Raw genomic sequence first — 21236 nt, 5'->3', positions numbered from 1 at the left:
AAAAGCGATTGATTGAACCCTAATTTACTTAATGAATTAAAATGATAACGTTTTAACATGAAAAAAGAGACTCTGGACCACCCGGTTCAGAGTCTTTCCATTTAACGGATTATAAGAGAAAAAAACCGATTCCCAAAATGACATACGCGGCGATTAGAGTCAGCCCTTCAAACCAATTCGATTCACCGTCATTCGCGATAACCACCATCAGTAAAACGGATGATACCATAGCAATCAGTTCCTGCCAGCTGAAAAGAAGCGGCATGGAGGTGGTAAAGAAAAGCGATACAATCACGAGGACGGGTGCCACAAACATCGCGACTTGAAGAGTGGACCCGATGGCAATCTCCACAGCAATGTCCATTTTATTTTTATGGGCCATCATGACGGCTGAAGCATGTTCAGCTGCGTTACCGACAATGGCGACAATGATGACACCGATAAATAGCTCTGTCCAACCGAATTGTTTTGCGACAAACTCAAATGTATGAACAAGGTGCTCCGATATATACGCGACCACCACAGTAGCAACTGCAAGAACCAATATCGACCGTCCTTTGCCCCATTCCGGTGTTTCTTCCTCATGCCCCGCTATTTCATTATCATGCTGATAAACTCCCCGATGGGTGACGAGCTTGAAAAATAAGGCGGCCAAGTAAAGAATAATGAGAATGACGGAGATCCCCACACTTAACGTGATTTTTTTCTGATCCACCATATTCATGGAAAAGACTTCGGGAATGACAAAAGCAATCATGACAGCAAACATTAATAACCCGCAATTATGCCGTGCATCGTAAATATTGAATTCCTGACGTTTATATTTTAACCCGCCGACAAAAAATGACAGGCCTGCTACCAGGAGCAGGTTGCCCAATACGGATCCGGTTAAAGAGGCCAGAACCACCCCGACTAAGCCTGCCTTCAAGGCAAACACAGAAATAATTAATTCCACTGCATTTCCGAAAGTCGCATTTAACAGCCCGCCAATCCGCGGTCCGGTTATGATGGCCAGGCTTTCTGTCGCCCTTCCCATAAAGCTTGCCAAGGCAATGATCGTTAAACAATAAATTATAAATAAAACAATACTTGACCAGTGCAACAGTGTTCCAATAATGGACAACGGCACCCCAATTACCGTTAACACCATAAAAATTTTATTTGTCACCGCATTCCCTCCATTAACTATAATTTTCCCGAAGCATTTTCTAATACACCTATATTTTGCTTGAAAATAGTTCTATTTCTCGTTACCATGATTGAGGAGTAAATAAATAATCTTTCGAATTATGTAAATTATGAGGTCTGAGTTTATGAATAAAGAAAGGTATCGTTTTTGGATTTTAGTCAGTATTGTGGCCATATCCGGTTTTTCTCAAGGGATGCTTCTCCCGCTTATTGCCGTTATTTTTGAAAAAAGCGGTGTATCTTCTTCGTTGAATGGGTTAAATGCCACTGCCCTCTATTTTGGTATATTGCTTGTGTCACCCTTTATGGAGATGCCACTTCGCAAATATGGCTACAAGCCTGTTATTATGGCCGGGGGAGGAATTGTGGTTGCAGCACTTGCATTATTCCCATTATGGCAATCGTTTTGGTTCTGGTTTGGCTTGCGCCTTCTAATCGGCATTGGCGATCACTCTCTCCATTTTGCCACCCAGACGTGGATTACCTCTTCATCTCCCACTAACAAAAGGGGAAGAAATGTTTCACTGTACGGTCTGTTTTTTGGAATCGGCTTTGCCTCAGGTCCTTTGATGACACCGTTGGTGAATGTAAACCAAGCGCTGCCGTTTATTGTTTCCTCCAGCTTATGTCTATTTGGCTGGCTCTTCTTATTCATCTTGAAAAATGAATATCCGGAACAAGAGGTAGAAATGAATTCCTTTTTACACACTATAAAAAGGTTCAAAATAGCATTAAAGTATGGATGGGTCGCTTTTTTACCCCCATTTTGCTATGGATTCCTTGAGTCGTCTTTAAATGGCAGCTTTCCTATCTATGCCTTACGAACAAATATTGATGTAAATAGTGTTTCTCTCGTATTAACCGCCTTTGCTATCGGCAGTATTTTGACACAACTCCCTTTAGGGATGTTAAGTGATTTATATGGCAGAAAAAATATTTTAATAACTGTTTTGTTCCTTGGATTTTTAAGCTTTACAGCAGCCATTTTTTTAGAACAATCGTTTATTGGTCTCTTTTTATCCTTCTTAATCGCAGGAATGGTAGTCGGCTCAACCTTTTCGCTTGGTATTAGTTTTATGAGTGACCTCGTTCCGAAAAACCTTTTACCGACGGGAAATTTACTATGCGGTATCTTTTTTAGCTTAGGCAGTTTATGCGGACCGATGATCGGCGGCTTGTTTATTCAATTTTTCCAACAGGTGAGCTTCTTCTATATTATTAGTACGATGCTCCTGGTTGTTTCCTTCATCATTTTTGTTTTTGGAAAAAGTGCCTTACCTCTGCTTAACGGGCAAAACAACTAAGTTTTCACATTAATTTATGGAGCATTTTCATATCTTACACATAAAATATATGGTAAAATAAAACCAAATCAAGATTTGCATATTATTCAATAAAGCATGCTGTCATCGCCTGATGACAGCTTTCGTATTTTTAGGGGTAATGATTTTGATTCTAATTCTCAATTAAAAATGTTGGAGGGGATGAAATGAGCTCTGAAGCAAAGTCAATGACAATTGACTTACAAAAACCAAGCCTTCTGGAGAAAATAAAGCCTCATTTCGAATTAGTGGCAGCTGCTATTAGCGGAGTTTTGATAGCTGCAGGATGGCTTTTCGATCGATCAGATCATCGGGTCGAATCGATCATCGCTTATCTCTTTGCATTTGTTATCGGTGGATATGCAAAAGCAAAGGAAGGCATAGAGGAAACATATGAAAATAAAGAACTGAATGTAGAAATGCTGATGATTTTTGCGGCTGTCGGATCAGCCATTATTGGTTATTGGACAGAAGGCGCTGTATTAATTTTCATTTTTGCCGTTAGTGGTGCATTGGAAACTTATACAATGAACAAAAGTCATAAGGAGATTTCCTCCTTAATGAAGCTGCAGCCGGAGGAGGCCCTGCTCATCATTGCGGGAACCGAAAGAAAAGTCCCTGTTTCCGAGCTGCAGGTTAGCCAACATATTCTTGTGAAGCCCGGGGAACGGGTGCCTGCTGACGGAATTATTGTCAAGGGACAAACCAATATTGACGAAGCCGCGATCACCGGAGAATCACTGCCTGTATCAAAGGGAGAGCGTGAAGAAGTTTTTGCCGGCACCGTAAACATGACAGGTTCCATTACCGTGGAGGTTACAAAAGCAAGCAAGGATACCCTTTTTCAAAAAATCATCCAGCTCGTTCAATCAGCTCAGAGTGAAAAATCGCCATCTCAGCTTTTTATTGAACAGTTTGAAGGTACTTATGTAAAGGTTGTCCTTATTGTAGTCTTATTCATGTTCTTCCTGCCACACTTCCTGCTCGGCTGGAGCTGGCATGAATCCTTCTACCGTGCCATGATTTTATTAGTGGTTGCTTCACCATGTGCACTCGTCGCTTCCATTATGCCTGCCACTTTATCAGCGATTTCCAACGGAGCGAGGCATGGGATTCTCGTAAAAGGCGGTGTCCACCTTGAAAATTTAAGCAGTCTGGAAGCCATAGCTTTTGATAAAACAGGAACGCTTACGAAGGGGAAACCTGAGGTAACGGAGATCATTGTCAATGAAGAACTTGATAGGGATATACTTCTTTGGAAAGTTGCCTCCATTGAAAATCATTCCAATCATCCTCTTGCACAGGCCATTGTTCAATATGCAAAGAAGCTGATTCATCAAGACCTCGTTCATCCTGATACATTTGAGGATTTACCTGGCTGGGGAATTAGGGCTGAAATGAACGGTGAGCTGTGGAAAATTGGGAAAGCGGACTTTGTCGGGAAAGAACGGACCGAGATGTTTGCAGGTGGAAAATCAACTAAATTAGCTGACCAAGGGAATACATTAGTTTTTGTGGAGATCGATGGTGCACTTTCTGCCATGATCGCCTTAAAGGATGTTGTCAGGGATGAGACAAAAATGGCGATTGATGATTTAAAGAGGAAAGGCATCTATACGGTTATGCTAACCGGAGACAGCACTAACACTGCCCGCGCCATAGCTTCTGAAAGCCATGTCGATCACTATTTTGCCGAGTGCTTGCCGGAGGAAAAAGTCGATCAGGTGAAACAATTAAAGACGAAATTTAAAACGGTAGCGATGGTTGGAGACGGGATTAATGATGCTCCTGCATTAGCCATCGCAAATGTTGGGATTGCGATGGGTGAAGGTACGGATGTTGCCCTAGAGACAGCCGATATCGTGTTAATGAAAAATGACCTGCCGCGGATTGCCGAGGCTGTTCGCCTTTCACAACGAATGAATAAAATTATTAAACAAAACGTCATTTTCTCCATATCCGTAATCACGCTTTTGATCGCATCAAACTTTTTCCAAATTGTCGACCTTCCCTTCGGTGTCATTGGTCATGAGGGAAGCACCATTCTCGTCATATTAAATAGCCTCAGGTTATTGAAGTCATAGAAAAAAGGCTGTCCCAAAAGGGTCTGACCCCCATGTTCAATACTCAATATATAGTCGCTTTTACGATAAGTTTAGCTATATATTGACGTTGTGGGGTCTGACCCTTTTTTGTTTCGGGACAGCCTATTTCTTAATGATATCCATTCGAGCCATTTGCAGACCCGGAGGTTTTTTGTTTTGGATGATTTTTTTTCCCTTTTTGCTTCGTACCGCCGTCTTTCTTCGTTTGCTTCGTCATGGTGGAACCTCCCTTTATGTTGATATCCCCCAATCATAGTTTGGACAAATAAACTGATTTCATAAAGGAAAAGTTAGGGTGATTTAGCAATTTTTCTTCCTTTTCAAACTATAGAATGCATTGATTTCCCCGCCTATTATGATGATGAAGGCAGAAATATATAACCAGATCATTAACACAATGACCGCCCCAATACTCCCATATGTAATGGAGAAGTTACTAATTTTCCCGACATAAAGGGATAACCCCATTGAGGAGATAATCCATCCAATTGTCGCAAAGGCTGCACCAGGGAATGCAGCGCGGCAGCGTATTTTTACATTCGGTGCAATCCAATATAAAAGAGTAAAAATAAGAAATAAAATGATCGCACTTACAAGATAGCTCAAGGTGTCCCAAATCTTTATAAATTCATCTGCATAGCCCAATCTTGAAAAAACAAAGATTCCGATATCACGCCCGAACACTGGTAAAATAAGGGCAAGGATATACACAAAAATCATCCCAAACGTTAATAGAATCGCCATGCCTCTTGAAACAATATAGGAACGGCTCTCCTTAACGTTGTAGGCCTTATTTAAGGCGATAACAATAGCATTTATTCCATTCGAAGCAGACCAAATTGTACCGATAATCCCGAATGAAAGTAACCCGCCATTACGATTATTCATGATATATGTAACATTTTTCTCAATCAAATTCATGGTCTCTGCTGGGGCAATCCCCTTAATCACGCCAAGGACATCCTGATGGGGAATGGGGATATACGGCATAAGGGTAAAAACAACAATCAAGAGTGGAAACAATGAAAGAAGAAAAAAATAGGCCAGCTGAGCACTTAAGCCATTCATGTCATCTTCCTCAATACGATGCCAAAGCAATCTTAGTAATGATGATCGTACATTTCCTCCCTTTTCCATTTTCACCCCTCCATTGCAAATCACCTATTTATTCCTATTCAATATCGATTTCATCGATGAGATCGGCATCTTTATCTTTTTTAAATGCATCCTTCGTTTCCTTTAATATATCGGTTACATGCGGTGTTAATTCACGAAGTTCGTCCACTTTTTCTTGTAGATAAGAAAAATCTTCACTAACCTCCTCGACCGTTGCTTTGATTCTAAGCGCTGTATCCTTCACTTGCATGGCAGTCTCTCTCGGATTCCTCACAATGTAGGATGCTTTATTGGCCGCTTTTTGAAATTTGTCCTTCATCACGTCGCGCGTATCTTTATCGAGTAAACTGACCGCGCCTCCAGCGATGGCTCCAAAGATCATACCCTTCCAAAACTGATTTTTCCTCGTCATCTTAACCTCTCCTCCTTAATAGCACTTTATTTTTCGCGGAATATAATTTTTTCTTAAAATCATCTCATCCTTCATTTTGCGATAAGCCGTTTCTCTATGCAAGTCTGTTTGGAAATATTTATGGTTGATTGCCATTAATGTGGTTGATTACGATAGTAAAATCAAGTTTTTATTGACATATACTAGTTATAATGAAAAGATGAAATTATTAATTCTGAAAGGGTGGCCGGAATGAATCTATCGCAAAAATCTACTGAAAATGTTGAATATATGATCGAAAAAATAAAAGAAAAATTGAAGGTTTTAAATTTGGGAGCCATAAAGCCATCTCATTTTGATGAAGAAATGTACGAAGAATTAAAGGAAATTTATGAAATGGTATTAAAAAAGCCATCCTTCAGCCCAAATGAAATGCAGGCACTTGTGGAGGAGCTTGGCAACCTAAGAAAAAAATAAAAACAGGTCACATGACCTGTTTTTTACTTTTGTTCTGTTAAAATAATCGGACCATCTTTGGTAATGGCAATGGTATGCTCATATTGAGCGGAAAATTTACCGTCTATCGTCCTTGCTGTCCAGCCGTTATCATCCATTTTCGTTTGATATCTGCCGACATTTACCATTGGTTCGATGGTAAACACCATACCTTCTTTAATTCGGGGGCCTTTTCCTGCAAGCCCATAATGCGGCACATCCGGCTTCTCATGAATAACTGTACCAATTCCATGGCCAATAAAATCCCGCACAACCGATAACCCTTCACTCTCAACGTATTTTTGGATAGCATGCCCAATATCGCCAATCCGATTCCCTGGAACAGACTGCTCAATTCCTTTATACAATGCCTCTTTGGTGACTTTCAATAAATGATCCGTTTCCTCGGACACACTTCCTACCGCATAGGACCAGGCTGAATCCGCCAAGGCGCCGTTATAATTCACCACCATATCAATTGTGACTATATCGCCTTCCTTTAAAGGTTCCTTTCTTGGAAACCCATGGCAAATTTCATCATTGATACTTGCACAGGTCGCAAATTCATAGCCCTTATAACCCTTTTGTTCCGGTTTAGCATGATTTTTTCTTAAAAAATCATCCACAAACTCCTCAATTTCCCAGGTAGTGACCCCAGGCTTGATTAATTTTGCGATTTCTTTATGACATGAAGCGAGAATTTCTCCAGCTTTTTTCATGGCTTCAATTTCACGTTCTGATTTTAAAACAATCATGTTTTTACCTACCTTTTTGATTATTTTTATGTATTCTAACTAATAAGGTTCAATAATGAATAGGTGCCAGCAGAATTTGAAAAGATACTCTTATATATTAGCCCTATCTACACATTTTTTCAAAGATTGATTTTTAATTAAAACCGATATCATCATTTCAATAATGTTCATCTTTTTGTCAATATAAATCGTTCGTAATATGGAACTTTTTCATTCTTTTTGATAAAATATTCATATTCATATTAATTATTAGGTGTGTGAGAATCAATGATCGGTGATCGTGTAAAAAAACTCCGTTTAGAAAAGAAAATGTCCATTTCTGAACTTGCCAGCCAAGCGGGGGTTGCAAAATCATATTTAAGTAATCTTGAAAGAAACAAGCAGACAAATCCTTCCATTCAGTTTCTTGAAAAGATTGCTGCCGTCTTGAATATCCCTGCCGATCATTTAATACATGAACAAATCAATAAGGATGATTTGGATAGTGATTGGATGAATCTTGTTAAAGAAGCAATGAATTCCGGTGTATCTAAAGACCAGTTTCGTGATTTCCTTGAATTTAATAAATGGCGGATTAATCAAAATAATAACGATAAATAAGAGAATTGAAAACAAGAAAGCATTCTGTAAAGGCGTCAACTCATACAGAATGCTTTTGTTTTGTTACTTATGTAATTAACGATTCTCAACTAAAAAACCCTGCACACCATTTTGATTTAAGAAATCTCGAATGGATTCCTTCGTAATTCCCAGATCTTTTGCTTCTAAAATTAATGCCATCCATTCCTCATCCATTACTTCAAAGATATTCTCCGTTTTAACCACTCTACTCACTCCTAAAATACAATTCGTATTCCAGGCAGCCCGGCCATCATCGTAAGGAAAACTTCTTACCTTAGATCCTCGGCTTTGCGTCCCTTTTTTTCAAAAGGTTTGCCTTTTTCTGCTTTAATAAAGACTGAAAACCATCATTTTTCAGATAATTTTTTATTAGGACTAAATACTTATCAAAATCGATAAGTTTATTATATCTAGTCCTTTTTTAGTAGGGTGTTGGATTTTGTCATTTATTTATCATTTTAAGACGATTTTTTAACACAAAATATTCCATTTTTCTACAAATCCCATCTTCTTTTTCTGACAATTTATAGATTTTATCATTTTCGAATAATAGAATAATGGGAAAAGGAGGAAATTCGAGTCGAATTTCCTCCTTTAAGCAGTTAAATTATTTAATGTAATCAGCAAAAAGTTGTTCCCATAAAACAATATTTTCGAAAGGCTTCATTAAGGCTTTGATTGTTTAATGAAGGGGTTACCGTTTCATTTGACTGAATGGTGATCAATGAACATGAAAGTCCAATTTTGCAGGCATCTTCGGTGCTTAATCCTTTTAAATAACCAAATAAAGTTCCGGCAATAAGTGAGTCCCGAGCCCCGGTTACATCGACCACCTTTACTTCACATGGTACTAATGCCCCCGCTTCGCCTTCCTTTGTAAAAAAGATTAATCCCTTCTCCCCTCTGGTAATGACAACTTTTTCGACACCCTTCTTTAAAATTGCTTCTGCCGCTTTAAAAAAATCGCCTTCGCATTTCATTTCAATCTTTGAAAGTTCTTCTGCCTCTTTTTGATTAGCGATAAACCATTTGACACCTTCAAGGGACACCGGCAATTTTTTAATTTTAGAAGATGAAACCGGAGCAATACAAATCGGTATATGCTTACTTCTGCAATGAGTGATAATTTGCTGGATGACCTCTGAAGGAAAATTTGTATCCAACAAAACGATATCAGGGCATGCATGCTTCCATTTACTCTCAATCATTTCCTTGTTAACATCCTCGTAAATGGCCATGTCCGCAAATGCAACCATCATTTCTCCTTCTTCATCCAGCACTGCCGTATAGGTTCCCGTAGGTTTCCCCGGAACAATTTCAATCAAACTCATATCAACGAAATCTTTGGTGTTTTCAAAAAGCCAACTGCCTTCTGAATCATCACCAATTAAAGCCAATAGGGAACTATCAATCCCAAGCCTCCCCAGATTTTCCGCGATATTTCTTGCAACTCCGCCACCAGAAATTTTGCTGTTTGCCGGATTTGAGGTTCCAAACCTTAAATGATTCTTTACTTTTATTTTCCTATCAATATTTGCACCGCCAATACAAAGAACCTTTGACACTACCTTCACCCCCGGGACTATGATGTTAAGTCAATTTTCGACATGTTTTCCCGTCAATATATTAATTACGATATTAATCATTAAATTCCCTTTGTTAAAAAATGGATTTTTCCCCTTTTTTGAAACCGTTTTCCTAAATTAATTTAAAAGGTATTGTTAGTGAACTTTCATGAAAATGTATGCAGTAAATTTTCATGTTAAAGATATTTGTCTATTATGTGCCAATTAACTTATAATGTTAACAAATTAAAAATATACTTAATATTGTTAATATTCAAATAAATGGTGGTGAGCATTAAAAATGACTCTAATGCATGTCCTAAATTATACAATACCTATTGGCTTTATGGTTGTTTTTGGTTTCCTGCTTGACCGCATGTGTAAACCCGCAAAATCAGAACAAAAAGCTGGCGATGAGTGAAACCATTAGGCATTCATATCGACAGCTTTTTTTCTTTGGCTTTTTTATACTTGGTTGTTGACTTTCCTCTGATCATCATCTATTTTATAAACTTATTTTGAACCTTTTGTTCATAGTTTTTAAAAAAGGAGGAATTTGTTTTCACTCCGCGTTTTGACATGAGCTGATTATAACGGAGCAGCTTTTCATTTAATTTATTTTGAAGGCTGGCCTTTTCTGTGCTGTCATCGCACTTTTTGATTAATTCCTCAATGGTCATCATTTCTTGTCTTAATTGGCTTTCGCCCTCTGTAAATCCTGCGTTTTTCATTAGACGATAAGCCATCCGTAATTCTTCAGGGATAGCAGACAAATCCTCTATCTCCATTGGTTTCCCTAAACCTGGGAGATTTTCAAATTCCCCGTCTTTATAGGCTTTTTTAATGCGGTCTTCCGAGACAATATGAAATAAATCCATGCTAAGCCTCCTTATTACCGTTTTCACTATGTTTATTATATCAAATTACGGAGTCTAAATAAATAATTCATATTTGTTTGGGAATGCTACAAGCGAAGACGAAAGGAGTGTTTGGTTTGGCACGTGGCGAACATTTTAATCATAAGAAGAAGAATCATCCTGGTGAATTTCCAAAGAACAGTGTAGCGGAAAAGAAGTCTGAGGGAGCACCTGGAGACGAAGAGTTTCTCGTTACGCAGGAAGCGTTTAAGAATCGTGTAGAAGAAGAGTAAAAGGCGTGAAGGATTCACGCCTTTTTTCTTTACTTCGCAATGGGCTGCAATAATTTGGATAGGTCGACTGTTTTTAAAACCTCTGCTGCTTTTTCGATATCTTTAGAGAAAATGCGGTCTTTGTTAATAGTAGGAATCGATTCACGACCCTTTTCATAAAGTTTTCTTGTCTGGGTGGCCATTTTATCTATTCCACGGTATTCAACCGCCTGCATCGCACAAATCAATTCAATCGCAAGAACTCTTCTTGTATTTTGAATAATTTGGTGGGCATGTCTTGAACCAATGGTTCCCATACTCACATGATCCTCTTGGTTTGCTGATGATGGAATAGAATCCACACTTGCCGGATGGGCCAATGTTTTATTTTCAGAAACAAGCGCGGCAGCCACATATTGCATGATCATCGCCCCGGATTGTAATCCTGGTTCCGGACTTAAGAATGGCGGCAGATCATTTAGCTGCGGATTAATCAATCTTTCAATTCGACGTTCCGAAATATTGGCCATTTCCGCAACAGCAATTTTCATAAAATCCATGGCAAAAGCAATCGGCTGACCGTGGAAGTTTCCGCCGGAAATGACTTTATCACCATCATCAAAAATGAGCGGATTGTCTGTTGCCGCATTCATTTCAATCTCTAATTTTTCTTTAACATAATCAAGAGCCTGCCAAGTTGCACCGTGTACTTGTGGAATACAGCGAAGCGAATAAGCATCCTGCACTCGCAGCTCCCCTTGCTGAGTAGTTAGTAAACTGTCACTTAAGTAATGTCGAATTCTTGCCGCTGTATCAACCTGCTGCTGATATCCGCGGGCAATATGAACCTCTTCTGCAAATGCATCAATGATTCCATTTAATCCTTCAATTGTCATGGAAGAAATAAGCTCACTTTCAAAGGCAAGCTGTTCAGCTTCTAAATAACCGACTACACCCATTGCTGTCATCGCCTGTGTTCCGTTGATTAGAGCAAGACCTTCTTTTGCTTCAAGGGTAACAGGAAGAATTTCTTCAAGCTGAAGAGCTTCTAATGCATCCATTCGTTCTCCCTTATAAAATACCTCTCCTTCCCCAACCAGAACTAAAGCCAAGTGAGAAAGCGGAGCCAAATCACCGCTGGCCCCCAGTGACCCCTGCTGCGGTATGACCGGAATAATATCTTTATTAACCAGCTGGATCAGCTTTTCTATAACAAGCGGTCTAATTCCTGAATGACCTTTTAAAAGGGCATTGGCTCGTAATAAAACCATTGCTTTTGCGACAACCTTCGGAAAAGGTTCCCCTACCCCGCAAGCATGGGAGCGGATTAAATTAATCTGAAGGTCCCCAACATGATCTTTATCAATCAATACATCACTAAATTTTCCAAACCCGGTGGTAATTCCGTAAACAACTTTAGATTCAGAAACGATTCTTTCTACCGCTTCCCTGCTCCTTTTCGCTGCTTCCATGCTTTTCTCGGAAGCTTGAACCTTTTGTCCACGAAATAATACTTCCTTCATCTCTTTTAATGTTAAATTTTGACCTGTTAATACAACCATATTTTCCACCTCTACTAATTTAGTGTAATAAAGAAATAAAGAAAGAGGCTGGATTCCATCATCTATTAGATTTGGATTCCAGCCTCATTTATAGGTTTTTCTGAATAACGTTCTGTTTTTAAATGTTTCATAATCACCATTCCATTCAGAATATTCTATTATCCTATAATACATATTGTACGTGGGGGAAATTAGGATTGTCAATGCATTTTTCCAAATTTTAGCACTCTAACACTTTATCACAATAGTAAATAGAAGGCTGATTGCAAGAAAATCTAGTGAAAAAATCAAAATCACTGCCCTCTTTTAAGTAAAGGTTCTTTACTAAAAGACTGTGGTTTTACGATTTGCTCTCTTGAGGACAAGATCTATCTTGAAATCGGTAAAGCTGTCCTTAATCAACGCTCTTGTGGACAAGATCTATCTTGAAATCGGTTAAACTGTCCTTAATCAACGCTCTTGTGGACAATATCTATCTTAAAATCGGTTAAACTGTCCTTAATCAACGCTCTTGTGGACAATGTCTATCTTGAAATCGGTTAAACTGTCCTCAATCAATTCTCTTGAGGACAATGTCTATCTTGAAATCGGTTAAACTGTCCTTAATAACTAACCCAAAATCAACACAAAGATTTCGAAAATAGCCATATACAAAAAGAGTGCCTCTATTCAAAGAAGCACTCGTTACGATGTTTTTTTCCTGTTAAATTCTCTGGCATTTCCTTATCCAAATTAAGGTATGAGCCCCCAAAATGAACCCGTTGTATTTTACTGTTCTTATAAATCAGTCGAATTTTAAACCTTTTAATGCGTCTGCAAAAGCATTATTAATGGGCTCTGCTTCTTTTTCTTGCTGTTTTAAATACTTTTGCACGGTTCGTTTATCTACTTTTCCGACAGATTCTTTCTTCCTTCTGGCTTCGAAAGCAGATAGTTTTTCACGATATCCACATTTACAGGTGAAGATTTGACCTTCACCTTCGCCACGGAGCTCGAGTTTTTTATGACAATTTGGGCACCGTGCATTTGTGAGGCGTGAGACATTTTTACGATGTCCGCATTCACGGTCCTGACATACGAGCATTTTGCCTTTTTTGCCGTTCACTTCAAGCATCGGTTTTCCACAGTCCGGGCAGCTTTTTGTGGAAATATTGTCGTGCTTGTATTTTTTATCACTTGCTTTAATTTCAGCAACGATTTCTTTTGTGTAGTTTTTCATTTCCCGAATAAAAACATCTTTTTTCAGCTTGCCATGAGCGATTTGATCAAGCTTTTGTTCCCACTCTGCCGTCAACGTTGGAGATTTTAGCTCTTCTGGAACTAAATCCAGCAATTGGCGGCCTTTGGAAGTAAGATGAATATCTTTGCCGCGCTTTTCGATTAAGAAGGAATTGAATAGCTTATCAATAATGTCTGCACGCGTCGCAACGGTCCCTAATCCACCAGTTGCTTTTAAGGTTTCTGCCAACTGTTTATTTTTTGTTTCCATATACTTCGCAGGGTTTTCCATTGCTGAAAGTAAGGTCGCCTCATTAAAACGTGCAGGTGGATTGGTTTGACCTGATGTTTGGGCAATGAGTTTCACGTTTAATGTATCGCCTTTTTCAATTCGAGGCAGAATCTGTTCTTTCAAATCGTCTCCTGTCTCGTCGTCCTCAAACCGGTTTTCGTATACTTCCTTCCAACCAGCCGCTAAAATGGTTTTTCCTCTCGCCACGAAGCTTTCATCACCGATTTTCGCACGGAGCGTTAATTGCTCATACTCGAAGGCCGGGAATAAAACGGCTAAGAATCGTTTTATAACTAAGTCATAAATTTTCCGCTCTTTATCTGTAAAGGCTGAAAAGTTTACATAGCCTTCTGTTGGAATAATGGCATGGTGATCGGACACTTTGCTGTCATCTACAAATGCTTTGGATGCTTTGATCGGTTTGCTTAAAACCTTATTCGCTAATGAACGGTATTCCCCAACTGCGCATGCTTTTAAGCGTTCTGGAAGCGTTCCGACTATGTCGGAAGAGATGAAACGTGAATCCGTTCGAGGATATGTTAAAACTTTATGCTGCTCGTACAGCTTTTGCATAATGTTTAATGTTTCCTTTGCCGAGTAACCAAAAATTTTATTCGCATCACGCTGTAGCTCGGTTAAGTCATAAAGTCCAGGAGAGTAAGACTTCTTCTGCTTTTTCTCAATCTCTTTAACAATGGCATTTTGTTTGCCAAGTTTTTTTACAATCGCATCGATTTTCTCTTTCTCAAAGCTGCGGCTGTTCCCTTTTGCATCCTGCCAGGTCAGCTTTAAATTATCTGCTGTTTGGGCTTCGATTCCATAATAGGTTTGAGCTTTGAAATTTTTGATTTCGTCTTCACGGGCAGCTATTATCGCTACAGTTGGTGTTTGCACACGGCCGCAGTTCAACTGTGCATTGAATCGGGTCGTTAATGCGCGTGTTGCATTAAGTCCGATATACCAGTCAGCTTCTGAACGTGCGACAGCTGAAGCATACAAATTGTCATAGGCCTTGCCAGGCTTCAGGTTGGCAAAGCCATCCTTGATCGCTTTATCGGTAACAGATGAGATCCATAGCCGTTTGATCGGTTTATTGACTTTTACTTTTTCAATAATCCAACGGGCGACTAATTCCCCCTCTCTCCCAGCGTCTGTAGCGACGATGATTTCACTGACATCCTTTCTCGTCAATTGGCTTTTAACAGCATTAAATTGTTTTCCTGTCTGCTTAATGACCGTTAATTTCAAATGCTCAGGCAGCATTGGGAGGTCTTCTAAATTCCATGTTTTATATTTCACATCGTAGCTTTCCGGGTCAGCAAGTGTGACTAAGTGTCCTAGCGCCCATGTAACAATATATTGATCGCCTTCAAGATACCCATTTCCTTTTTTATTACACTTCAGCACACGGGCAATATCACGAGCAACAGAAGGTTTTTCAGCAATTACAACATTTTTTGCCATTTTTTATACTTCCTTTCATGTTTCCATTAGATAAATATAGCATACGTCCCTCATGGTTTCAGTTATTCTTATATCGAAAATTCAAATGCATAATTTTCCTTCTGGGGCAATCAGAGGGCTTCTTAATTACCAATACATTGGAAAGTCACTTTGTTCGGGCAATGCAATCGGGTCTGCTTTTACCGTCCGAGTTCTTTTTTCTCCTCCACGGGTAATGCAACCGCTCTGCTTTTACCGTCCATGCTCTTTTTTCTCCTCCACAGGCAATGCAACCGGTCTGTTTTGACCGTCCATGCTCTTTTTTCTCCTCCACGGGTAATGCAACCGCTCTGCTTTTACCGTCCATGCTCTTTTTTCTACTCCACGGGTAATGCAACCGCTTTGCTTTTACCGTCCATGCTCTTTTTTCTCCTCCACGGGCATCTAGACCGGTTCTTATTTACCATTTACTTGAAATATAAAACTCCTCGGGCATTAAGACGGCTTCTTAATTACCCCTTCCTTAAAAAATTCCTCTCATCGGGGGTTTAGACCGCTTCTTAATTACCCGTTCCTTGGAAAATTCCCCTCCTCGGGCATTTAGACCGCTTCTTAATTACCCGTTCCTTGAAAAATTCCCCTCCGCTGGCATTTAGACCGCTTCTTAATTACCCGTTCCTTGAAAAATTCCCCTCAGCTGGCATTTAGACCGCTTCTTAATTACCCGTTCCTTGAAAAATTCCCCTCCGCTGGCATTTAGACCGCTTCTTAATTACCCCTTCCTTGAAAAATTCCACGCCGCGGGCATTTAGACCGCTCCTTAATGACTCCCTCCATAGAAAATCACTCTCCTCGGGCATTTAGAGCACCAGGACCCAAATTTTTTTTATATGAATTTTCCCAATTAAATAGTAAGATAGTGAAGGACAAAATGAGAAACGAGGATTTTTTATGAGGATTAGAGATTGGGATCCGAATTTAAAGGTACGCTTATTTAGTGAAGCGATGATGAACATAACCTTTTGGATGTTCTTTCCGTTCTTGACCATTTATTTTGCAGATGAATTCGGGAAGAATAAAGCAGGGTTTTTATTGGTCTTTTCACAAGCTTTTTCAGTCATTGCCAATCTGATGGGCGGATACTGTGCTGACCGATTTGGCCGAAAGCGGATGATGGTTCTATCTTCCATTGGTCAGGGGCTTTCGTTTATTACCTTTGGTTTTGCGAGTTCACCATGGTTTCAGTCGCCATGGATTGGTTTTATCTCTTTCGCGATTGCCGGTGTATTTGGTTCCTTTTATTGGCCGGCCAGCCAGGCGATGGTGGCGGATGTTGTAGAGGAAAAACACCGCAGCAATGTATTTGCTATTTTTTATACCTCCATTAATATTGCAGTTGTCATCGGCCCCATTATCGGAGCTATTTTTTATGTACAATACCGTTTTCAGCTATTACTGATTGCCGGGATTGTCTGCATCATGCTCGGGTTGATTTTAGCGAAATGGACGAGGGAAACCGTCCCTCAAAGAAAGAATTTGATCGATGTGGACGGCAAATGGTATTACTTTTTGCAAAATCAGCTGCGAGACTATTCGTTAATTATTAAAGACAAAACATTTTTGTTGTTTATCATAGCCGGTGTGCTTGCTGGGCAAACATTTATGCAATTGGACTTATTAATTCCCGTTTATATTAAGGATATGGTAAAAAGTCAATCTCTTTTTTCATTTGGAAGCTGGTCTTTCTCTGTAAACGGTCCACAGGCCTTTGGGATCGTCCTTGCTGAAAATGGTTTGCTTGTTTCTTTGACAACGGTGTTTGTTACAAAATGGATGAGTAAATATAGGGAGCGGAATGTATTTGTCCTTTCCTCGATTGTTTATGCCATTGCCATATTGGTTTTTCAGCAGACACATTGGATCTGGGGATTTATTTTGGCGATGGCGATTTATACCCTCGGTGAATTAATGGGCGCAGGCCTTCAGCAAAGCTTTGTTTCCAAGCTTGCACCGGAGCATATGAGAGGGCAGTATTTTGCGGCAGCTAGCTTACGATTTACCTTCAGCCGTACAATTGCTCCGCTTTCGATTCCTTTAACGGTATGGATTGGGTATGACTGGACTTTCATGGTTTTATCCCTTTTAGCCTTGCTAAGTGCCGGTTTATATTGGGTAATGTTTTACTTTTTTGAAAAACAAAAAATGGTTCAATAGATTGTTCAAAATATTTTCGAATAATTGTCCTAAAATGTTCACATTCCCCTCTTTTAATATTACAATTAACGTGTAAACGTTTCCTAATAGTAAAGGGCGGTGGAATGAATGGATCAATTTATGTCTCCAACTTCATTGTCAGGTATTATTACATTTATCGTATTATTTTCAGCAGGTGTTTATTTTAATATAAAAGTATACGGCAGCAAATTACAGTAGAGAATTAATCCTACTGTTTTTTTTTGATAAAAAATTAAGCGCTTTCATGGTTATCGTTTTCTTTTTCCAGTCAAAGAGGCTACAATAAAAATGAAGATTCTGGCAAAGGAGAATACATAAATGAGTGAATTTCAAAAGAACTTAGAGAAATATGCCGAGCTTACCGTTAAGGTCGGGGTAAATGTTCAAAAGGGGCAAACATTGGTTGTAAATGCTACTTTGGATGCAGCAGAATTTGTTCGTCTTGTTGTTAAAAAAGCCTATGAAACAGGTGCACATAATGTCATTGTGAATTGGAACGATGACGTGGTGAATCGGACAAAATATGATTTGGCACCGGATGAAGTGTTCCAGGAATACCCTGCTTGGCGTGCAAAGGAAACAGAGGAGCTTGTAGAGATTGGCGCAGCCTTTATGTCTGTTGTTTCATCGAGCCCGGATTTATTAAAAGGTGTTAACCCTGAAAGAATTTCCAATTTCCAAAAAGCTGCAGGGAAAGCTTTGGAAAAGCATCGTCAAGCGATTCAATCTGACAAAGTAAGCTGGACGGTCGTTGCAGCGGCTTCACCAGCATGGGCTGCGAAAGTATTCCCTGATGCCCCAAGTGATCAACAAGTGGAAAAGCTTTGGGAAGCCATTTTCATGGCTACTCGGGCAGATGTTGAAAATCCGGTCGAAGCTTGGAAAAAGCATGATGAAACCCTCCATGAAAAGGTTCATTATTTAAACGAAAAGCACTACCAAAAACTTCATTATAAAGCGCCAGGAACAGATTTAACGATTGAGCTTCCGAAAACCCATATTTGGGTCGGCGCTGGCAGCGTTAATGAAAACGGCATTGAATTTATGGCTAACATGCCTACAGAAGAAGTTTTCACTGTTCCATTGAAAACAGGCGTGAACGGTACTGTTGCGAGCACTAAACCGCTCAGCTATGGCGGAAATATTATCGACAAGTTTTCCGTTACGTTTGAAGAAGGGAAAATTGTCGGCGTGAAAGCGGAAGAAGGAGAAGAAATTCTAAAGCGATTAGTCGATACAGATGAAGGTTCCCATTATCTTGGAGAAGTGGCGCTTGTTCCTTACAAGTCACCTATTTCACAATCCAATATCCTATTCTTTAATACTCTATTTGATGAAAATGCTTCGAACCATTTGGCCATCGGAAGTGCCTATGCCTTCTGTATTGAGGGCGGGAAGAAAATGTCTAAGGATGAGCTGCTTGAAAATGGACTGAACCAAAGTCTTACCCATGTCGATTTCATGATTGGTTCTGCCGAAATGGACATTGACGGTATTACTGCTGATGGAAACAGCGAGCCCATTTTTAGAGCAGGTAACTGGGCGTTCTAATAAGGAAAGAGCAGGGTGTCGACCTGCTCTTTTTTCTATGGTGAAAAGATTATGGCTCCCTCCTTCTCCTTTGACACTTTTTCTCGCATTATTGACAGCTGCTCCAGAGGGTCTTCTATTTTTAAAGCCCCCAATAAGTCTATTAAGCCGAGAGATTTTAATAAGCTATCATTCCACTTATTAAGCCATGTTGTTACGGTAGAATCCTCTTGGCATATGGAGGTTAGCGTTAGCTTCTGTTTGATTGCTTCATCAATTAGTTTTAATGCGAGCTCTTTGTTTATTATCCCTTTAGCCCTGTTAAGATTTACGCATACCGATTGTATGGTTTGATCGACCGTTCCTATTGGATCACTTACGATTGACTTAAGCGGTTTTAAAGTAGGTTTTAATTGATCTGTGACTGGCTTAAGTGGCTTTAAGATAGGATCCAATTTTTCCTTAATGGGTTCGAGAGGTTTTAAAACTGGAGCCAATGGTTTCGTCACAGGTTTTAAAATTGGGTCAAGTGGCTCCGTAATCGGCTTTATTACGGGGTCTATCATTTTTTCAACTGGCTTTTTCACCAGATTGAGTGAATCCTTCAATGAATTTGTTGGTGCTTCTAAATCGACTGGACCATTCTCGCACAATAATGGTAAGTGTCCGCTGGAGATTTTGTTTATTTCCTGCTCTAATTCATTTCCTGAAAACTTGCCTAAATCCTCTAGAAGCCTCATTGTATTTCGTTGAGTGTGATCTGTATTCCCCGAAATAATATATTGGCTCAGCTGCTGAATATTACTTTCCTCTGTGTTCATGTAATGAGCCACCATGACCACATGTTCCATCTCGATTTCTGGTATAAGTTCCGCAGCCTTTAGACAAGCCCCCTGGAAGGAAATAGCGGTTGTATCAACCGTCATTCCTTTTACCGTCACCGGTCCATTCGCCTTTAAGGTAATACTGACTGGTCCTCTCGGACTGTTAACCTCCTTCGTCAAGCTCATTCCATAAATGACTGCGGATTTATATTGGATTCGAATCATCGGTTTGCTGTCATGAGTGGAGGTTTCCTGTCGGACAATCGTGGCAAACATTCCTGAGCCCACTACTTTATCTGCTTTAATGATAAAGCCATCAGCGGCAATCGTTTCAGCCTTGGCTGCTCTCCCCCCAGAAAATATCGAGACCCAAATTAAGGGGAGACATAAGCAACTCAACAATACTTTTCTTTTATTCAACATGTCACTACCCGCCCAGCTGCGCTGAAGGATCCACACCTTTTGGGGCCGGCACCTTTACTTTTATCGGAACAAGTCGCCATGCCATCAGTAATGCCCCACCGATAATACCGAAAAGTGTTCCAAAAAGAAAACCACCCAATGCTCCGATGACTGATAAAATCGAGAGAAAAATAGTAAAGATTCCTAGAATTTTAGATGAATGAGGAAAAAATAAGGCTACAATTCCAAGCAAAATGATCGCTCCGCCAAATATTAAACCAATAACAGCAATCGAACCCGGAAGGAATGTGTTTAAGTATAGATTAAGTGGTATCCACAAGATCATGCCCCCGCTCAGAATCGTTATCAAGCCACCCCAAAACGGCCTGCTCTTCCGCCATCGTTTAAAGCCCATTGTTACTCCCCCCTATTTATTGATTCTCTCTACCGTTAATCTCATTCCATTCATATTAATCGTTCTTTGAAATAAATAATGGGTTTTTAGCTTTGCATGCTCTAAAATAATTTGTGTAGAGGTTTGTTTGAATTGCTTCTGCCAATCGTCACTATGATTTTCCTTCAAAACTAAATTGGTAAATTTCGCATCCGCTTGAATGAGACTGGCATCGTGCTCGAGACCGGTTATCTGAACAGGTTTTGAAGCAGTAATTTTCACACGGATCCATTGGCTGCCTACTTTGAAATCCTTATATAATTGCAAGTTATCAATGACGAGGTTATCCATGATATTTACACCTTGGGGGCTTGAGTCTGAGCTGCTGGTTTCACCCATCTTCGGATAAAAGGTATAGCCGTTACCGACCAGCTTATCAAATTCAACATAAAAATCTCCAACTCCCGCAATGGGAACGGCATAGGCCACCCCGGAAATTCCGAATGAAACGAGCAGTATTCCCAGAACCATCATTCCTGCAGCTAATGCTGACCAGAACACCTTTTTACTAGTTGCACCCTCTACAAGATGCATTGCGTTTTCCATCAACATCCCCTCCGTTTTTTTAATTTTATAAATATTTCTTTAC

At 39.7% G+C, this 21236-nt stretch carries 20 protein-coding genes and 1 riboswitch; of the genes, 7 read left to right on the top strand and 13 right to left on the bottom strand.

What is annotated here, in order from left to right:
* Positions 1–109 precede the first annotated feature (109 nt).
* Positions 110–1189 (bottom strand): calcium/proton exchanger, encoded by a 1080-nt coding sequence (gene cax, locus ACZ5XR_RS02710; RefSeq protein ID WP_464502202.1) that lies wholly within the window; start codon positions 1187–1189, stop codon positions 110–112.
* 124 nt (positions 1190–1313) lie between these two features.
* On the opposite strand from cax, the gene ACZ5XR_RS02705 reads away from it, so the two are divergent.
* The gene (locus tag ACZ5XR_RS02705; RefSeq protein WP_464500173.1) at positions 1314–2492 is read left to right on the top strand and encodes an MFS transporter; all 1179 of its coding nucleotides are present in this window, start codon (positions 1314–1316) and stop codon (positions 2490–2492) included.
* A gap of 185 nt (positions 2493–2677) precedes the next feature.
* The gene (locus ACZ5XR_RS02700; protein WP_464500172.1) at positions 2678–4594 is read left to right on the top strand and encodes a heavy metal translocating P-type ATPase; all 1917 of its coding nucleotides are present in this window, start codon (positions 2678–2680) and stop codon (positions 4592–4594) included.
* A gap of 321 nt (positions 4595–4915) precedes the next feature.
* Here the strand turns inward: ACZ5XR_RS02700 and ACZ5XR_RS02695 are convergent, their stop codons facing one another.
* Together ACZ5XR_RS02695 and ACZ5XR_RS02690 are read right to left on the bottom strand one after the other, a co-directional pair.
* Positions 4916–5752 carry a YihY/virulence factor BrkB family protein gene (locus ACZ5XR_RS02695; RefSeq protein WP_464500171.1) on the bottom strand — a complete coding sequence of 279 codons (837 nt, stop codon included), beginning with the start codon at positions 5750–5752 and terminating at the stop codon, positions 4916–4918.
* A 34-nt stretch (positions 5753–5786) separates the two neighbouring features.
* The gene (locus tag ACZ5XR_RS02690) at positions 5787–6143 is read right to left on the bottom strand and encodes a YtxH domain-containing protein (protein WP_464500170.1); all 357 of its coding nucleotides are present in this window, start codon (positions 6141–6143) and stop codon (positions 5787–5789) included.
* A gap of 231 nt (positions 6144–6374) precedes the next feature.
* On the opposite strand from ACZ5XR_RS02690, the gene ACZ5XR_RS02685 reads away from it, so the two are divergent.
* Positions 6375–6599, top strand: a complete 225-nt coding sequence (locus ACZ5XR_RS02685) for a DUF1128 domain-containing protein (protein WP_464500169.1) — start codon at positions 6375–6377, stop codon at positions 6597–6599.
* 23 nt (positions 6600–6622) lie between these two features.
* Here ACZ5XR_RS02685 and map read toward each other — a convergent pair whose 3' ends face one another.
* On the bottom strand, positions 6623–7372 hold the full coding sequence (map, locus tag ACZ5XR_RS02680) for a type I methionyl aminopeptidase (RefSeq protein WP_464500168.1): 750 nt from the start codon (positions 7370–7372) through the stop codon (positions 6623–6625).
* Positions 7373–7639: 267 nt separating this feature from the next.
* On the opposite strand from map, the gene ACZ5XR_RS02675 reads away from it, so the two are divergent.
* A complete protein-coding gene (locus ACZ5XR_RS02675; RefSeq protein WP_464500167.1) occupies positions 7640–7972 on the top strand; it encodes a helix-turn-helix domain-containing protein in 333 nt (110 codons plus the stop codon).
* Between the two features lie 75 nt (positions 7973–8047).
* On the opposite strand, the gene ACZ5XR_RS02670 is transcribed toward ACZ5XR_RS02675, so the two are convergent.
* From ACZ5XR_RS02670 to ACZ5XR_RS02660, 3 genes are all read right to left on the bottom strand, one after another.
* Positions 8048–8197 carry an anti-repressor SinI family protein gene (locus ACZ5XR_RS02670; protein ID WP_464500166.1) on the bottom strand — a complete coding sequence of 50 codons (150 nt, stop codon included), beginning with the start codon at positions 8195–8197 and terminating at the stop codon, positions 8048–8050.
* 30 nt (positions 8198–8227) lie between these two features.
* A riboswitch (cyclic di-GMP riboswitch) is annotated at positions 8228–8320 on the bottom strand.
* A gap of 293 nt (positions 8321–8613) precedes the next feature.
* Positions 8614–9558 carry a carbohydrate kinase family protein gene (locus tag ACZ5XR_RS02665; protein WP_464500165.1) on the bottom strand — a complete coding sequence of 315 codons (945 nt, stop codon included), beginning with the start codon at positions 9556–9558 and terminating at the stop codon, positions 8614–8616.
* A 500-nt stretch (positions 9559–10058) separates the two neighbouring features.
* Positions 10059–10436, bottom strand: coding sequence for a DnaJ family domain-containing protein (locus tag ACZ5XR_RS02660; RefSeq protein ID WP_464500164.1), 378 nt, complete (start codon positions 10434–10436; stop codon positions 10059–10061).
* Between the two features lie 116 nt (positions 10437–10552).
* Here ACZ5XR_RS02660 and ACZ5XR_RS02655 point away from each other — a divergent pair, with 116 nt between their 5' ends.
* The gene (locus ACZ5XR_RS02655; protein WP_464500163.1) at positions 10553–10708 is read left to right on the top strand and encodes a hypothetical protein; all 156 of its coding nucleotides are present in this window, start codon (positions 10553–10555) and stop codon (positions 10706–10708) included.
* 29 nt (positions 10709–10737) lie between these two features.
* Here the strand turns inward: ACZ5XR_RS02655 and hutH are convergent, their stop codons facing one another.
* The 3 genes from hutH to ACZ5XR_RS02640 form a co-directional block, all read right to left on the bottom strand.
* Entirely contained in the window at positions 10738–12249 is a 1512-nt protein-coding gene (hutH, locus tag ACZ5XR_RS02650) for a histidine ammonia-lyase (RefSeq protein ID WP_464500162.1), read from the bottom strand.
* Positions 12250–13033: 784 nt separating this feature from the next.
* Positions 13034–15223, bottom strand: a complete 2190-nt coding sequence (locus ACZ5XR_RS02645; protein WP_464500161.1) for a DNA topoisomerase III — start codon at positions 15221–15223, stop codon at positions 13034–13036.
* A 145-nt stretch (positions 15224–15368) separates the two neighbouring features.
* Positions 15369–15569 (bottom strand): hypothetical protein, encoded by a 201-nt coding sequence (locus tag ACZ5XR_RS02640; RefSeq protein ID WP_464500160.1) that lies wholly within the window; start codon positions 15567–15569, stop codon positions 15369–15371.
* Positions 15570–16153: 584 nt separating this feature from the next.
* Here ACZ5XR_RS02640 and ACZ5XR_RS02635 point away from each other — a divergent pair.
* Together ACZ5XR_RS02635 and ACZ5XR_RS02630 are read left to right on the top strand one after the other, a co-directional pair.
* Positions 16154–17416 (top strand): MDR family MFS transporter, encoded by a 1263-nt coding sequence (locus ACZ5XR_RS02635; protein ID WP_464500159.1) that lies wholly within the window; start codon positions 16154–16156, stop codon positions 17414–17416.
* 339 nt (positions 17417–17755) lie between these two features.
* Positions 17756–18988 (top strand): aminopeptidase, encoded by a 1233-nt coding sequence (locus ACZ5XR_RS02630; RefSeq protein WP_464500158.1) that lies wholly within the window; start codon positions 17756–17758, stop codon positions 18986–18988.
* 35 nt (positions 18989–19023) lie between these two features.
* Here ACZ5XR_RS02630 and ACZ5XR_RS02625 read toward each other — a convergent pair whose 3' ends face one another.
* Genes ACZ5XR_RS02625 through ACZ5XR_RS02615 form a run of 3 tightly spaced genes read right to left on the bottom strand, consistent with a single transcriptional unit; the run spans position 19024 to position 21193 of the window.
* Positions 19024–20214 (bottom strand): hypothetical protein, encoded by a 1191-nt coding sequence (locus tag ACZ5XR_RS02625; RefSeq protein WP_464500157.1) that lies wholly within the window; start codon positions 20212–20214, stop codon positions 19024–19026.
* Positions 20215–20218: 4 nt separating this feature from the next.
* Complete coding sequence (locus ACZ5XR_RS02620; RefSeq protein ID WP_464500156.1) at positions 20219–20608, bottom strand: DUF6114 domain-containing protein; 390 nt, start codon at positions 20606–20608, stop codon at positions 20219–20221.
* Positions 20609–20620: 12 nt separating this feature from the next.
* Positions 20621–21193 (bottom strand): DUF6230 family protein, encoded by a 573-nt coding sequence (locus ACZ5XR_RS02615; protein WP_464500155.1) that lies wholly within the window; start codon positions 21191–21193, stop codon positions 20621–20623.
* Between the last annotated feature and the right edge of the window lie 43 nt (positions 21194–21236).

Source organism: Neobacillus sp. Fa239 (genome assembly GCF_055395235.1).
This window is presented reverse-complemented; position numbering and strand designations above follow the sequence as displayed.